The 16,176-nt window shown below is 52.9% G+C and carries 11 protein-coding genes; 5 read left to right on the top strand and 6 right to left on the bottom strand.

All coding sequences use genetic code 11. From position 1 onward, the window contains the following. Window positions 1-402: 402 nt before the first annotated feature. Together IEY38_RS19910 and IEY38_RS19905 are read left to right on the top strand one after the other, a co-directional pair. A complete protein-coding gene (locus tag IEY38_RS19910) occupies window positions 403-1,638 on the top strand; it encodes an AAA family ATPase (protein WP_188980568.1) in 1,236 nt (411 codons plus the stop codon). Beyond that, window positions 1,635-3,386, top strand: a complete 1,752-nt coding sequence (locus tag IEY38_RS19905; protein WP_188980566.1) for a 5-methylcytosine restriction system specificity protein McrC — start codon at window positions 1,635-1,637, stop codon at window positions 3,384-3,386. Before IEY38_RS19910 ends, IEY38_RS19905 begins: the two co-directional genes overlap by 4 nt. Before the next feature lie 225 nt (window positions 3,387-3,611). Here IEY38_RS19905 and IEY38_RS19900 read toward each other — a convergent pair whose 3' ends face one another. From IEY38_RS19900 to IEY38_RS19880, 5 genes are all read right to left on the bottom strand, one after another. Next, on the bottom strand, window positions 3,612-3,995 hold the full coding sequence (locus IEY38_RS19900; protein WP_188980564.1) for a hypothetical protein: 384 nt from the start codon (window positions 3,993-3,995) through the stop codon (window positions 3,612-3,614). Between the two features lie 284 nt (window positions 3,996-4,279). Beyond that, window positions 4,280-4,849 carry a hypothetical protein gene (locus IEY38_RS19895; RefSeq protein ID WP_229775396.1) on the bottom strand — a complete coding sequence of 190 codons (570 nt, stop codon included), beginning with the start codon at window positions 4,847-4,849 and terminating at the stop codon, window positions 4,280-4,282. Between the two features lie 11 nt (window positions 4,850-4,860). Continuing rightward, on the bottom strand, window positions 4,861-5,139 hold the full coding sequence (locus IEY38_RS19890) for a hypothetical protein (protein ID WP_188980560.1): 279 nt from the start codon (window positions 5,137-5,139) through the stop codon (window positions 4,861-4,863). A 100-nt stretch (window positions 5,140-5,239) separates the two neighbouring features. Beyond that, complete coding sequence (locus IEY38_RS19885) at window positions 5,240-5,446, bottom strand: hypothetical protein (protein ID WP_188980558.1); 207 nt, start codon at window positions 5,444-5,446, stop codon at window positions 5,240-5,242. A 174-nt stretch (window positions 5,447-5,620) separates the two neighbouring features. Then, window positions 5,621-8,308: a DUF1156 domain-containing protein gene (locus IEY38_RS19880; protein WP_188980556.1), complete on the bottom strand. Its 2,688-nt coding sequence runs from the start codon at window positions 8,306-8,308 to the stop codon at window positions 5,621-5,623. Window positions 8,309-8,432: 124 nt separating this feature from the next. On the opposite strand from IEY38_RS19880, the gene IEY38_RS19875 reads away from it, so the two are divergent. Next, window positions 8,433-9,638 (top strand): hypothetical protein, encoded by a 1,206-nt coding sequence (locus IEY38_RS19875; protein WP_188980554.1) that lies wholly within the window; start codon window positions 8,433-8,435, stop codon window positions 9,636-9,638. Window positions 9,639-9,708: 70 nt separating this feature from the next. Here the strand turns inward: IEY38_RS19875 and IEY38_RS19870 are convergent, their stop codons facing one another. After that, window positions 9,709-12,921 (bottom strand): DUF499 domain-containing protein, encoded by a 3,213-nt coding sequence (locus tag IEY38_RS19870; protein WP_188980552.1) that lies wholly within the window; start codon window positions 12,919-12,921, stop codon window positions 9,709-9,711. Between the two features lie 273 nt (window positions 12,922-13,194). Between IEY38_RS19870 and IEY38_RS19865 the strand changes: the two genes are divergently transcribed. Together IEY38_RS19865 and IEY38_RS19860 are read left to right on the top strand one after the other, a co-directional pair. Next, on the top strand, window positions 13,195-14,943 hold the full coding sequence (locus IEY38_RS19865) for a DEAD/DEAH box helicase (protein WP_188980550.1): 1,749 nt from the start codon (window positions 13,195-13,197) through the stop codon (window positions 14,941-14,943). Beyond that, window positions 14,936-16,093, top strand: coding sequence for a hypothetical protein (locus IEY38_RS19860; RefSeq protein ID WP_188980548.1), 1,158 nt, complete (start codon window positions 14,936-14,938; stop codon window positions 16,091-16,093). The genes IEY38_RS19865 and IEY38_RS19860 overlap by 8 nt, the downstream gene beginning before the upstream one ends. Window positions 16,094-16,176 lie beyond the last annotated feature (83 nt).

Raw genomic sequence — 16,176 nt, 5'->3', positions numbered from 1 at the left:
ACCCTACAGCCGCACAACCCATAGCTCTGTTAAAGGCGAAGCTTTATTACAGTTGTTTGTCAACCAAAACCGTAGGACAAGAATGTGGGGCAGACAGCTCGAATAATACAATGTCCTCGCAGTAGTAATTGAGACTGTGCCCTCTGTGCCCTACTTATCGGATAGGGACACTCTAATGGCTATATGAACTCTCTCATATCACCTTACCCAAGAGAGTCTTTCCTGACCGAGTTGACGACGGGGGGGTGTGGGTGTGTGATTTCGGACCGCTCGCTTGATGCATGTGTTAGGGGCCGGATCGAAAACCAGTATCGTTGAAAACGATGGATGTACTATAGTTGCTAAGTTGATTGAAGACGGTTGTACGGGATTTTATAAATGCTCATCAGTATCTATATGTAAATGGTTAGTACTTCTGACGATGCGTACTCACTCGCCGATGCGAAAGAAGAAATCGATATTCTCCGACGTGTTGAAGATGATGTCGTTGACGTCATCAAGAATGCAGAGAACGAGGACGTTCTCGAATACCTCATCGAGGAGGAGAAATTGGACACCCGTCATGACGGGCAGCGCGGACTTGGAGCGGTCCGACGTGCAGTTCTACAATCTCCAATCGCCTCTGACCGTCTCAAACGTGTGGTCAGTTTCCGCGGTGACGAAACGCCGGAAGAAATCCTTGTTCCGAAAGATGTGATGCGGAACGCGAAGGTGGCTCTTGAAGCAGGGAAGCCGGTCGTCCTCTATGGTCCAACGGGAACGGGCAAGACGACGTTTGCCAAGCAACTCGCGCGTGAGACTGGTATCGGATACGCGCTCCATACAGCTACTCCGTCGTGGACGCCGTCGGATATCATCGGGGGTATCAGCCCGGACTACACGGGCGATTCGCTGAGCTATCGGACTAAACTCGGCTGCGTCTCGGAAGCCGTCCAGCGGGCTCAGGAATTCAACGTCGAGTACGGTGTCATTCTGGACGAGATCACCAGAGCAGATATCTCCAAAATCTTTGGCCCGCTTTACACTGCTATCGAGAACCCCCACCAGACGATTTTTGAGACTGACGAAGGCGAAACCATCGAGCTTGACGAACGGGTGAACATCATCTGTACGATGAACATGTCCGATCGGACGGTCAACGAGTTGGACAACGCCATCACCCGCCGGTTTGCGATGATCGAACTCGACGAGTACGAGGAAGACAAGCGCCGGCAGTTATTCAAGAGCTGGATTACCACGCACATCAGCGAACAGACTGAGTTAGAGGATAGTGAGATTCTCCGACTGTTCGAGCGTGACTACGAAGGTATCAATCACGGTCACGAATCGACTTCACAGGGTTCGATCATGCGATTTGGACCGATGCACTACCGCGATGTCGCCGTGTTCCTCGGCGTTGCATGTCGAGAGGGCGGGGAGTACGAACACGACCAGACCGACGCTGTCGGGCAAGCGTTCCGTACGTATATTGTCCCGCGGCTCCTGAACGCGGCAGCATTCCCACAAATCGAGCGAATTGCGGAGCACTACCGCGCGCTGAATGGCGAGTTTGAAGAGTTCGACCTCGCCCCTGCTGCTGAGCTAGCCGAGCGGGAACTCGAGCAGGAACGAAGACAGATGGGCTCCTACGAGTCATGAGCACCGTCGACGAAGTGTACCAGTACGGGGAGGACACCTTCAACGTCCCCGAACGCGGGGAGATACGGATAGAGGGTTGTCCGTCGTCCATCGGGGACCAGCTTCGTCGCGCTTCGTTCACGCAGCAGAGTCCCGGCATCTTCACGAAGAGTCAGGCGGCACTCGATGGCGACCAGGAGTACGAGGTTGTCACGGTCACTGTAGACGGCGAGGAGAACGAGGTACACGTCGAAGCGACGGATATCATCGGCGTTGTAAGTCTCACACCGTCGTCGAAGGTGCAGGTTGATCCGAAGATCGACTGGGAGCATATCTTTGATATGCTGCTGGCAGTCTACGATCAGAACCGCTCCATTGAGTATCACGGGATCCCACTGCAGGATTTCCTCTCTGACGATATCCACCTCGATGACGTTTTCGTCGTACTGGCAATCAACTACCTCGACGGGCTAGAGACGATTCACCGGCAGGGGTATATCCGCGACTTGGTTATTCGACGGCTCAACAGTCTAAACGGGCGGGGAGAGATCGATGTCGAACAGACGCTGATGAACCACGCGCAGGGGACTCTGGAGCCACACTGGATCCGCAACGAGACTGAGTACGACAACGCCGCGAACTCATTGCTACATTTCGCTGGAAAGACGCTGCTTCGACTCTTTCGGCAAAACTCTCACGAGAACGATCACCCTGCGTACGACCGCATTTTCTCGGAGGTTCACCGAGAGGTGGAGCGTCTGGAGAATATGGGTGTCAGCAGCGGATTGGACCGGATGGACGCGTATCGACGCCTCTCGCTTAACGACCTTCCGAAACAACGAGGGTACTACCGGAAGGCGTTCGACGTCGCCAAGGCTGTGATGTCGTCTTCACTTGGTCAGCAACTCCGAGATGGCCCGCGAGAACTAGTCGTAGACTATGTTCTGAATATGGAGTCGCTGTTTGAGCAGTACTCTCAGGTTGTCATCGAGCGGGAGCTCTCATATGTCAAATCTTACGACCATCTTGGCAGTCTTGACGACGTGACGCCTGTTCGATCACCGTCTGTGAATCCGTTCGAGGGTGAGGGACAAATATACCATGAGCCGGACCACGTGCTACAGGAGGGTGAGAAGACACTAGCTGTGCTTGACTCGAAGTACTATGCAGAAGGGCACGACCCAGTGAAGGAATCCCCGTCTAGGTCACGGCTGTTCAGCTACGCCTACCTCCTTCACTCTGACCGGCTCGCGTTCCTGTGTCCGCTTCTCGAATCAAAACGCCGCCGTGTCGTGCAGACTGGAGCGGAACTGCAAATACTCTCACCCGACGAGTTCTCGCTCGATGCCTACGACGACGTTGTTCACGAGTATATCCACGAAGTTCTCGTGGGAGATGCTCCTGAACTGGAGGCGTTCCGAGCCGTGGCGGAGCATGAACTATGCCTCGACGGCGTCGACGAATCGGACCTCCACCTAGCGAAGCAAATGAGCGGTCCGTTCACGTTCAAGGATGTCAAGGACTTCTCGCTCCGCGTGCTTAAGTCAGCCGCCGATGAACACTCATACGACGTACGGAATCGATACGATCTGGAGCAGGAAGGCGACTGGACGCGTGAGCAAATCGAACTAAAGTGTAATGACCGGTACGAGCACGCCACAACGTGTGTGCCCGTCTTCTGTCGGGAAGACGGTGAAGAGTGGGTCGATCTCTACTTCTTGAATGGTTCTGGGGAAGTAGAGAAAGAGGGGCCGCTGAAATTGTTGTAGATGACGAAATTGTCGAATTAGCAGACTTGATCAAGAGGATGACCTACAGCCTCGATGAGTTACGTGACATAGCAATCTTATCGGTCACTCTCATGTCAACAGAAATTTACTATTTCACCCGGGATATCAGCGTATTCGTTTGTTCGATGGTGCAACTGATGCTCCCACTCAGCCTAGTGACTTTTGCTGTCCTACTGTTTCTTGGGGACGTTGAATTTGACTCTGTCAAAATGGAGCTACTAACCAGTCACCGCTTTCCTTCCGCTCCAGTTGCGGCCCAAAGACCTCTTGTAGCGAGTGAAGCTCGTCGCCGTCGCGGAGGTCATACGTCTTTCCATTCCGGTGGAATGACCCGTCGACAATGAATTGGATGGTCGGACTCTGATATTCTAGGTCGTTCGCTCGGCTATCCATCTCTTGGGCGAGATTCACGGCCAGGTCACCATCTTGGAACGCGGCGGCGAGTCCGACGACGCTCACTTTATTGGGGACATCGTCGTTTTTGAGTCGCTGGAGGAATTCCTCGACCGGTATCTGGTGGTCGAACGCATCGTACTCGCCCTTGATGATGAGATTATAACGGCCGGGGATTTGGCCTGGACCTGCCATTCTTGAATCGTACTCTCTCAGCAGCGCATTAAGTAATTATGCTGTCAGACAGTTCAGTATTCTATTGCCGACCGAATCTCCTCATTTATGCAGTAGCCAGCGAACCAAAGTACTATTCTGCAAGATGAACAAGATTAATATGAGCGCGAAGGTGCTGCGTGGAGCCTGTGTGACCATTCCCGCAAGCCCGGTGGCGCAAGCTAATGGGCGTCGAAGACGGCTGTGGGCACAAGAAAGGCACCTATTTCTAATAACGTGAAAAGAATCGGATATGATCCATAGCCTCACGGCAAACGCCTGACGCTCACTTTTTCGAGGCCTACAGAATCCAGATCAACACCGACGAAATCACGCTCGTTTGTGAGAATACGCGAGGTGATAGAATCGACATCAATCTCGTTGAGCAGCCGTTTCACGCGGAACTCTTCAGGATCGTTGGGAATCGCATCCTGTGAATGATTTGGTGGGTCATAGGCGTCAATAAACTCCGCGAGTCGGTATGCAGTGGCGAGAATCGGCGCATCCTTCGGTTGCATATCACACCGTGCTGCGAGCGCTCTCGTCGTCGCGTGGTGCCGAACTGCGTCGACATCAACTCGGAACCTATTGGGATGAGGAACGACTGCAGCGGGCGTATCGCTCAGCGTGATTAGATGCTCCCAAGCGAGGTCTTGACCAGGACTCCCGCGATTTCGCTCCATTACCTGATAGAACTCAGTAGCAACATACCGTGGAATGAAAACAATACGTTCGCCTGCGATAATTTCGTCGTGGATTTCGGTGGCCCATGGCTGTGCCTCATTGGCCATGTAGACAAGTAATTGCGTATCTATGATATCCAAATCGACCGGCATTCAGAAGATCCCTAACGCGATACAGTAGATTCGTAACGGTCGTCGTCGTCCGACATCGAATCTGATCCCTCAAATTGCGTCACTGCGACGTCTTGGGGCTCTGGAGCGGACTCCGGAAATCGGATAAATTTCTTTGGATCTTGGTTTGCCTGAGCATCGTATACTTCAAACGCCGTCTCCCAATCTATATCGAGTGCCGCGCCCTGCTTGCGTGCCTTTCGTGCACGCTCCGCTGTTTCGTCAGGGGCAGAGAGGTCGCGGTCAAACTGCTCGGCTAATTCCTTGCTCATGCTCAGACCTATTACAGTGATATATAGCCTATCGCTCGACAAAAAGCTTCGGGTGGCATCCCCGTCCGCTAAATCCTAAAATACTGTCGGGGAAGAGAACTTATATTATCATCTGACAATCTTCAACCATGCCAGATGCGTGGATTAGTCTATCCCTACCTTCCGTAATTTGGATTGTCTCCGCAATCATAGCCCTCGCATCGCTCAATACAGGGGCGTTTGGAATTATTGGAATCATTGCCTGGCTTGCATTCTTGGGAGGAATTGTCGCGTTCTTTGCGTATATTTTTGGCTGATAATCCCACATAGAGGCGCAACAGGCACAGCCACCAAAACCCATTCCAATTCTGACACGAAAACGCTGGTTTAGGTGACTGCAAAGCGTGTCGTGGAAACAGGAAGCCCTACCCTCAACGACCGAACGGCGTCAGCCGTGAGCGAGTAGGGTAGTTCACATAGAACCTTCAGCCGTCTATCCGCTTCAGTAGCTCGTGATATCCCGATCCCCAAGCACTCGCGTATACGTGTCGTCTCCGGTCACGTCCGCGAGCCGACCGGCGAGTTCACGCAGGTCGTCATCGATATCCCACTTTTCGACGTAGTTCTGGACCGCTTGCCCTTTCTCGTATCGATAGCGGAGGAACTGGAGCTTGTCGAGGTTTGAGAGATGGTCGCCGCCGTCGCCGTTGACGCGTTCCTGGATGTACGCCTGGCGCTTCTCGTTGTCCCAAGTACCGAGTTCGAAGCCGTCATCTTGGTTGTACAGGCACGTCTCCTTGAGATCCTCTGGTGTGGCGTTGGTTCCGCGGCAGAGCTTGTTGACGTCGTCGAACGAGGGGGTCGGCGTGTCGAGCAGGTCGATAAACACGTCCTCAACGCCGATGTCGCTGGCCTCCTGGATGATGCCGTAAATCTCTTTGACGACCTCTTTAGCGGACATAATCTCGCCGTCGCGTTGCACCTTCCCGTGGTGCTTAGAGTATTCATGAAAACACGCGCCCATCTCCATCACGCCGATGTCACCGCGAGAGAGATCGCGGTTTTCTTCAAGACCTCGACGAGTCTCCCGAGCAGTCCGATAGATTTCCCGTCGTAGGGAATTCCAAGAGGTAGGAGTTCGTTCATCGGCAGGCCGTGCAACTACGATAATGTCGAAGGTGACTGCCTCACCATCAGTGAATTTATTGATATCAGCAGTAATTGGATAAGTAGCAGTCACCTCAAATCCAACGTTACAGAGCGCTTCAAGAAGTTCTCCCCAAGATTCGGAATCACTATGATGGTAAGTGAATACAAGTGCCCCATCATTCTTCAACGTCTTTTTGATTTTCTTGAACGATTCCGCCAGCTCTGACTGGAATTCTTCAACTCCTTTATTTATCGCTGGATTTGATTCAATACTTTGGTTGTGAGGAGTACTTTCTTGATTGAAGCATTCATAGTTGTCTTTAAGAATAAGCTGAAGCCAAACATAGAAGTAATCCGCCAGCTCTGCATAGTGAACGTTATTGTAATAGGGGGGATCAGTTAGGACTAAGTCATATTCATTTTCTTTCAGTTCTAAATCCCTCAGGTCTCCTTGGTACAGTGAGTGATTACCACCCACTTTCTTCTGGAACCCTTCTATCTTCTGGGTTTCTCCATTTTCGACATACCGCTCAGAGGGGCTATTTGCATACTCTACACCGCTAACTACCAAGTCAAACATCTTACTAAATGAGCCTGTGCCGTATTCTGCCCCCCAGACATTACCTTCAATAGGTTTATTCACATTATCAAAGGAATTAGTCTTGAACATATCATGTATTTTATTATGGCTATGATTATATCCAATCATCATATTGTTATATCGAAGGGAGTCGCTGAGAGCCAACAAGAGATACTCTTTAATACGCTGATTTTCTATCTGGTCAATTTCTTCGAGTATTATTGACAGCCCATATAATTGCCTCTTATTAAACATATCCTTCCACTTGGTGATCCCGTATCCGGGGAGGTTCCCATTACCAGACATACTCCCCTCAAATTGAGTTGCATCTGTAGACCATCCCGGGCGGATCTCAGCAGATGGAATATATTCCTTTATATCATCATTCTCGTCAAGCGACTTCCTGGCTTCTTCGTATAGGTCATGGTCGAACTGCTCAGCTTGTTTATACCCTTTGTAAACCGATTTATTTTCCCCAGTTGCATCACAATGTGAACAATAGTACTCAACAGCATATAGACTGAGTCCGAAGTCTCCTTGCTCAGGAATAGCATCCGTAATCCCGTACTTTTGTCCACACTCTCTACATGAATAACCAGACCGGTCTACAGTACCTTCAGAGGGATTAAAACTGGTTCCACAACTGGGGCAAGGCCCGTCTGACTGCCAATCATCAACTGAAACTACTTTTTCACAAGACGGACAGAATACATTATATTTGTCATCACTTTCATATCTTCCCTTTGCAACTCGGTAGTCATTAAACAGCTGAACTGTATTATCGCAAGAGACGCAATCTAGTTCCTTGACCCAAAAATAATACATAGCTTCTGCTTTATGATCACCGTTAGGACACGGGGTCTTGTACACTTGCTTCACTCTGTCAGCAGCCCCTTGCTTTACTTGAGTGAATGCTTCCTGTAATTCATCTACTGAAGTATCTCCGCCCTCTAACTCTTTTTTTGTAACGAACCAAGCCACAGGATTCAGGTCATTTCCGGTCAGCTCTGCACCGAAGCGCGATGCCTCGACAAGCGATGTGCCGCCGCCCATGAACGGGTCGAGGACCTTCTTGTCCTCGACCCGGACATCCTTAGGATAGAGCTCCCAGAGACTCTCCGGGTCGGTCATGTCCACGCGTTCGAGCAGCGACGCAACATCGAGGTCGGATTCACCGTCGGCGTCGTCATCATAGGATGCCAGCGTGCTCCCCTCGTGGCCGGGCTCGAACACGGAGACCTTCTCCGGGTCGTCCAGCAGCGTGTAGAGCGAGATGGCACGGAAGACGCAACCCAGCCGTCGAGCCCACCACTTGTGCATCGTGTAGATGGGGCGGTAGTACATTTTCGCCCGGCCCTCTTTGGCGGCGATCTCGTTCACGCGCTCGATGGGGAACCCGCGTTCGATGGGAAGCTCCGTCCGCTTCTGCCGGCCCTGTGAAGATCCAGATTGCTCAGACATTATTCAGTATATAGAAGCGATTATGCAGGAACCTCATAAGTGTGCGTTCTCTCGCCCGAGGGGAACCACAGTATGTAGAGACGCGTCGGTAATCTTCATACACCAATCACTACACTCAGAGAATATGAGTGACGAAACAGACACCGAAAGGTCACGTGATGAGAGTACAGACGAGAGTTTGGAGAGTGCCTCAGAGAATAGGGAGGGATCTGGGCCACCGGGTCTCCCCTATCCGGTCGCCTATCGGAATACGGTGTGGACGCTCCCCTCGAACCAGATGGTGATTCGTCGTTATACCGGGTTGGAGTGGTTCGAGAAAACGCTTGAAGAAGGCGAACTATACTTCGGTCCAGCAGAGAGCTACGCGGACGATGACCCCGACGAGGGTCAGGTAACTGAAGCAGTTCGCTCCAGAGAGCGAGCGCAATCGGCAGGCGAGCAGCCCACATTACAGGACGGGAGCGAGATGAATCTCTCAGCCGGTATGGAGAGGTTCCGTCAGAACACTCAATCGCAGTATTTCCTCTCGTGTTGGCGGCTCGGAACCGATGAAACTCCCAACCACTGGGAGAAGTTCGGGACGGGGAAATTGGGCGTTGCTATGGAGACTACAGTCGGTCAGCTCTGGCGACATCTCCACTCTGATGCAGAAGTGCACATGGGAATGGTCCGGTATATCGACAGAGAGCGGGACACGATTCCAAACTCCCCGCCGGAGACGTACTTCTTCAAAGGTTTGGACTATTCGTGGGAAAATGAATTTCGCTTAGCCCTTGTTGGAGGTGGAAACCCAATCGTAGACATCCGAGACGACCCGGATGAGGAATTCCCTGTACCCGATTACGATGAGAAGGAGTTCGCGTCGTTCGAATCGGATGCAGTCATCAACAGGGTTCTGGTAGAGCCAGGTGCATCAGACGCCGAGATGCGGCAGGTGGAGGAAATCCTCACGGACCACTCAATTGAAGCCGATGTTGAGCGCTCTCGGTTAGAGAAGGATGCCGAGTGGTGCCCAAGCAAAATTGTCTATGGAAATCAGAACCTCCGTACATCCGAAGAGGAGCTTGATCAACGGCTAAAGAGTGAAATCGAGTCTACGGACTGGTCAACGTACAGTACGGTGGATTGGGTGCAAATAGTTCCTCTCTGGGCGAAAGATGGAGATGAGATTGTCGGATCGCATTTCGAAGTCCATCGGTATCAATCCGATGAGGATATTCCGGATCCCGAGGAGTACGGACACACTCGCCTGCGTCAGTTTCGGAGGGTATCTCGGTTTGAAGATGGAGAACACGTCCTGACGTGGGATTTTGACTCAGAAGAAAAATAGATCCCGTAACGACTACTGACTGCGCTGAAACAGTAGTGAGAGTTCAGAATAACGAAGAACTGGCTCGTGATTACTTCTGGAAGCTAATCTCGATCTTCAGACTCGACGCCTCCTCCGGCATACGCTCGAAGAGATCCTGTACCTTCGTGTAGTCCTGCTCGGACCGCAACGTCAAGCTGACCTGTGTCCGCTCGACGTCGGCGGTTCCCTGAAGAGCACCGGGAACACCCTCCCTCTCCGGCAGCATGAACGTGACGTCACCGTACTCCACGCTTCCTGTTTGGTGGTTGTTCCGCCACTTGCTCCGCATCGCAGCGACGTCGTCGCCGTTATACTCGAAGCGCCACGTAGGAATCTCCGTATCCGCTTTCCGGAACGGATAGCCGGGCACCCAGTCGGTGGCCTTGTCCGACCCGGTTGTGTTGACCACGTACTCCGGTTCCTCGTCCTTCCCGATGTTCTCCAGCAGGAACGTCCGCACCATATACTCGGTGACACTGTCGTCGAAGCGGTCGGTTACCTTGTTGACCGTGAACTGGTCACCCGGTTCTAAGTCCTCGATGTACGCCAGAATCTGGTCACCGATTCGGTCGGATACCGTTGGGACAATCTTGACTGTCGTCGGCTCCCGGTCGCCGAGCGAGCCGAGATACCGACCGCCAGCCTCTAGCACGTAGTCGTCGACGAGGAACTCGTTGACTGCCTCACGAGCAACCGATTCGGTCTCGTCCGGCGGCAGGAATACTGCTTCATCTGACCGAATCTCTCCGATGATCGTGTCGAGATTTGCGTACCCGTCGTCGTTGATCTGCCCCTCGATACGGTCCACGAGGGACGACGCACCGACGACCTCCGCACCGCCGACGTCGCGGAGCGTCGCATCGGACTGTGGCTTGTCGAGAATCTCGTTCCCTTTCACGATTACGTACTGGTCCTCACGGGCGAGCCGGCCGATAGCCCGCATCACAACGTCGTGGCTGTCGCCGTCGATCCAGATCTCGCCGTCTTCAACGAGTTCCAGCTCGAAGTCGCCGACATCGAGCGCAGTCGTCCCGCTCCCGAAGCGCTGGCGAAGCTCCTGCTCAGCGTCATCGACGCTCCACACGTCCACGTCATCCTGCTGAACGAGCACAGTGTCCAGCGAGCTTCCCGAAAGGTCGTCACGGAACCCACCAGTATCACGGGCGAGTACCGGCTTGCCGTCAAGCGCTTCAACAGTTGCGTTCAACACGTCGTTGGCACTGCCAGGAATCGGGAGCTCTGGGTCACGGAGGAACTGCTCGTAGATGTCCTCGACTGAGATCTCCCCACGTCGCTCCAGAAGGTCCTCGGCGATGTCCCAGACGTGCGACTGGAGGTCAAAGGGGTCAGCTGCCGCAGAGTCCGCAATGTTCGAGGCGTCGAGTTCCGCCTCGTCGAGGACAAAGACATCGAGGTCCATTGGCTCCACTTTAGCCCACTCGTCGCCGTCCATCAGATTATCCCCGTCGATCACATCGCCGTACAGGAGTTGCAGTTCTTCACGGAGTTCGTTCTCTTCTTGCTCCTTCATCCCGCGAATGGCTTCACGGATCTCGTCGTCCAACGACTCGTCAGCGAGCACCTGCCGCGCGCCCTCAATGTACCGTGCTTTGTCGATGTACCGGGTCCCAGACTCGATGGCCTTATCGCCCGATGGTTGAACGAACACGAGGGTGTTGCGCCATTCACGTCCCCGTCCGTCGTTCGTAATGACCTGCTCGACTTCGTCTTGGGCCCACTGTTCGTCCTTCACGACGACTTTGACCTCCCGGTCGTCAGGGATATCCCGTATGTCGTTCGTCCGGAAGCCGACAGGGTGGGCGTTCGACCCGAAGATGTCGGTGATGAAGTCAGCTACCTCGGCCTTTGCGGCCGTCTCGGAGACATCGACGGCGGCGTTCCGTATCAGCGCGTTCGGATTCTGCCGGTCGCGGATGGCGTACTTCCCGTTGAGCTTGTGGAGGTGCCACGCGACGCCGTGGAGCCGTTCGAGATTAAGCACAACGTCGGAGATGAGGTCGCCGGTCTGATACGCTCCCATCACGATCTCCGACACTTCGGCTCCTTCACCTTCGCTCGGTTTTAACGAGTAGAGCAGAATCGTGTTGAGGATGCGTCGACCGTGGGGGACTTCGTCGGCATCAATACGACTCTTGATGTCGCCCATCGCGGCGTTGAGCCGTTCGTAGTTGATTTTCGCCAGTTCGTTCTCGAACTCGATGGCGTCGATGTCGCCATGGGTGATGAGGTCTGTCTGGTCCTGCATCTCCAGCAGGACCTTCGAGAAGAGGTAGATCATCCCCCGCGTGTTCTGGTTGTCCTCGTCGGCATAATAGCGCGTTTCAAGAGCGTCGAGAAGCACAGGGTGGAACGGGTACAGATCGTGCATCTCCGACAGTAGGTCGTCGGGCAGGGAGACGTGGTCGGACTGGTCGTAGGCGTCGAAATACCCGTTGACGATCTCACGGGCTGCGTTCTCCTCGACGGAATCGATTAGGCGGTGACGGAGGACCTCACGCTTGTCGACTTGGTTGTTCATGTTGACCTCAACCGCCTGCTCTCGGTTCAGAATATCGTGGACCTCGGAGCCTTCACGGAGCACGGAAACGATAGTGTAGAGTTCGAGGTCCGAGAGCGCCGTTGATTCGAGCAACGATTGGAGGAAGGCCTTATTCGCGCTCTTGCGGTCGCCTTGGAGGGTATCGAACCAGTCCTCAAGCTCGTCAACAAAGAACGCCACTGTTTCGTCGCCGACGGCGTCCTGGATCGTCTGCATATCGGGGTAGCCGCCGGATTCGAACGTCCCAGGATCGTGGTCCAGCGCTTCGAAGAACGGCTCCCAAAGGTGCTCGTACTGCTCGTTGTGCATCGCCACAGTGATGGGGATCGCGGAATCCGGAAGTGCGTCCTCGAACCCGTCAATAGAATCATCGGCCCATGTCCCGGCTGCGGCGGGGTCGTCGAAGCAATGGTACAGCGCCACCATTTGGTGGGATTTCCCGCTCCCGTACGGCCCATAGAGGATGTGCGTCCCGCGTGGGTCCTCGCCAGTCAGCGAATCGCGGAGGATTGACAGGGCCTCTCTCAGCCCCTGTGTCATCAGCGTTCGTTCAAAGAAGAGATCGGCGTCCGACTCAAATTCTTCATCGTCGTCAACATTATAGAGTTTTACTTGCCCGTCGATCTGCCCTTCTTCTCGCAATTCCCGGCTCAGGGTGACCGTGTCCGCGAGAGTCTGCGACAGCGCCGTTGTTTCTGCCATCTTAATATTCAAACACACATCAGTATGACGCAATAAACACTATGGTCCCAATGTCGTCCGGTGATACTGGTCGAATAGTAGGCAGTATGACTAAGCGCCAACGAGAGAGCCGGATAATCCCTCTAAACAGCAGTCGAACAGGCATGACTGCTACCTATAGCTTGGGAGCAAGAAACACGTGTGACCACGGCGTACCTCTTTTTGACAACTGCTATACACTGTAATTACAACCGGCACAAAACGTATTTCACAATCACTGGACTTTGAGTGACTATGGATGGCTACGACCTCGTTGATGTTGAGGTCACCCACAAGTCTGCAGACGATATCCTCGATAGCTTGTCAAACGACGCAGATGATCATATACAGAGCGTCAAAGCTACTCGCCTCCAGGGAGGGCAACCGGACTCCGAGCTACGCTCGCTGAAGCAACTTGACGAGAACTCGGTAAAGATGCTTGAACATCAAGTAGATGCGGCGTATCGAGCACTCTTCGAGATGGACGGGAAAGCCCTGCTTGCCGACGAAGTCGGGTTGGGCAAGACCATTGAGGTTGGGATGATCCTCAAAGAGATGCATTTCCGGGAAACGAACGATTCGGTCCTCATTCTGACACCCGCACAACTGGCTAAACAATGGCAGGCAGAACTACTGGAGAAATTTGGACTTAATTTTGTCTGCAACTACGACGACGAGTTCAGCGGCTTCGATGACCACGACTACATCATCGCCAGCATCGATACCGCAAAGAGTGATCGTCATCGTACGACAGTTCTCAAGCGTGACTGGGACGTGCTCGTCCTAGATGAAGCGCACTATGTGAAGAACGAGGAAACGGACCGCTATGACCTCATTGACCGCCTCTCCTACAACTATGCCTTCTTCTTGACAGCAACACCGATTCAGAACGAGCTGACAGACCTCTACAATGTTGTCTCGCTTCTCCGTCCCGGTCTCTTCGGGACACGCGATGTGTTTCATCAGTACTTCGTGAACAACAATCAAGAAACCCTCGTCAACCGCGACGAACTACAGGAACGACTGCATAAGGTGATGATTCGGAATCGACGCGCAGATACAGATATCGATTTCACCGACCGGACTATCGATACGCGAAAGTTCGATCCCTCTGCTGAAGAACGCGAACTCTACCAAGCTGTGTCTGATTACGTCAAAGGTGCTTACAGCCAAGACCAAGGGCAGAAGTTGGTACTGATGCTCCTACAGAAGGAGGTGGTCAGCAGCCCTGCCGCGCTCAAAGCAACCATCGAGAAGCGGTTAGACGAGCAGTCAGAACTCACGCACGCAGACGAACTGGAGTCGATTCTTGAGTTGATCGAAGGCATCGACACAGTTACGAAACAAGAGCGACTGCTGGATATTGTCGAAGAAGCCCGTGAAAACGTCGAGAAAGGGCGTGTAATCGTTTTCACACAGTTTCGAGCGACGCAACGGCAAGTACTCGAACGGCTTGCCACTGAGGGCTATACCGTCCACTCGTTCCACGGCGGCCACTCCAGTCAAGAAAAAGAGCAGATTGTCAGAGACTTCGAGGAAGAGGGCGGCGTCCTCGTTTCGACCGATGCGATGAGTGAGGGTCGCAACCTTCAGTTCTGTAATATCCTCGTGAACTACGACCTCCCGTGGAACCCGATGCGCGTCGAACAGCGGATTGGTCGGATTCATCGAATTGGTCAGAAGCGGAGTGTCTTCATTTTCAATATGGCGCTGAAAGATACCGTCGAGGAGTACGTTCTGGAGCGTCTCTATCACAAAATCGATCTGTTCCAACAGAGCGTCGGTGAGCTGAGTTCGATATTGAGTCGGCTTGAGGAATCTGGAACGAGCTTCGAAGACGAAATCTTCGAACGGTTGGTCAACGCTAATTCCGAGGTCGATCTGGAGAATGATTTCGATGACATGGCTATTAACCTCCAAGAGCAACGAGATCTTGCGGATAAATTGGAGGAGTTCAACAGCGGCGTATTTGATGGGTTCGACTTGGGGGCCAGCGATGACTGATGCTGCTGTTCCTGTCACACAGTCCGCTGTGGAAAACTTCGCTGAACAGTATCTTCGGTCAATTGGTTGTGATATTGATAAACAAGGCAATCAATGGACAGTAACTGCTCCAAACGAGGTTGATAACGAACTACTGACGGAATCAGTGACGTTAGTCTGTGGTGACAACGTTGACGATGAGGCTGCCGAGGAACTCCACCCAGAGAGTCCGTTTTTCCAGACACTTCTTTCGGAGGCAAGTGATAGAGCACCGACGGGAAAACTCTCTCTCGAAGCAGACAACGCTGATGCTCAACTCCCCGACTGGCTTCAGGAAAGTGATCTAGAGGTGAGTTCAGCGAAATTCACGCCATACTACGACCGAACGGCACTCGTGGTGCTATTCCGTGCGCGTGTTGAGACAGTCAGCGAATACCAGACTGAACTTCTTCAGGCTGTAGCAATTGATACTCGCTCTGAAAGCTTTCTGCCCACGTTAGAACAAGCCTTTCTCCAGAGGGTGTCGTCAGATACCGAATTAAAATCGAGTGACTCAATGGATATGCAGGCTGCTGACGTTCGGCCTCTTCTTGACACTGCGAGCGGGCAAGTTGTCGACCGGATTCAGAGGACTATCGATGAGATCCATCAGGAAGCTTCCCGAGCTGCCGACGCCGAAGTTGAGGAGTTTCGTCAGATGCAACAGCAGCGTATCGGCGAGTTGGAAGAGCAGCTATCGAACCTCTCCGCGAGAATTGCCGACCTGAGTGACCAAATCAATAGCAGCGACGAAAGCAAACGTGTCGAAGCGCTCAAAGAGCGCAAAACACTCAAAAATGAGCACGAAGATATTCAGGCCGAACTTGATGATTTGCGACAGCGGCGCGATCAGGGTTTTCCCAAGAGACAACGTGAGATTCGCGAGAGGCATGCACTGGACGTTCAGGTGGAGCCACTGACGATTACCGAAGTAGAGTACGAAAGGGGAGACCTCGAAATAGTATTGACCACTGACGAGCACACGTTGGAATTTACTGCTGGATACGGAACTGGCGTTGGAATTACTGAGACAGTCAATTGCAGCAAGTGTGGGAGAGCGTTCACTGATACAAACCCTGTTGAGGATATCGCTGGCGGATTGATCTGTCTAGACTGCTCTCCACAAGAGTAGGTCAGATATTGTTACAAAGCACAGTGCAACAGCTGGTTTTTCCCTCCTTCTCATGTGGATAGCTACGGAAACGATGGAGGGAG

The organism is Haloarcula sebkhae, from assembly GCF_014647415.1.
Lineage (GTDB): Archaea > Halobacteriota > Halobacteria > Halobacteriales > Haloarculaceae > Haloarcula > Haloarcula sebkhae.
Note: the sequence above shows the minus strand (reverse complement) of the source record. Positions and strands in the feature narration are given on the sequence as shown.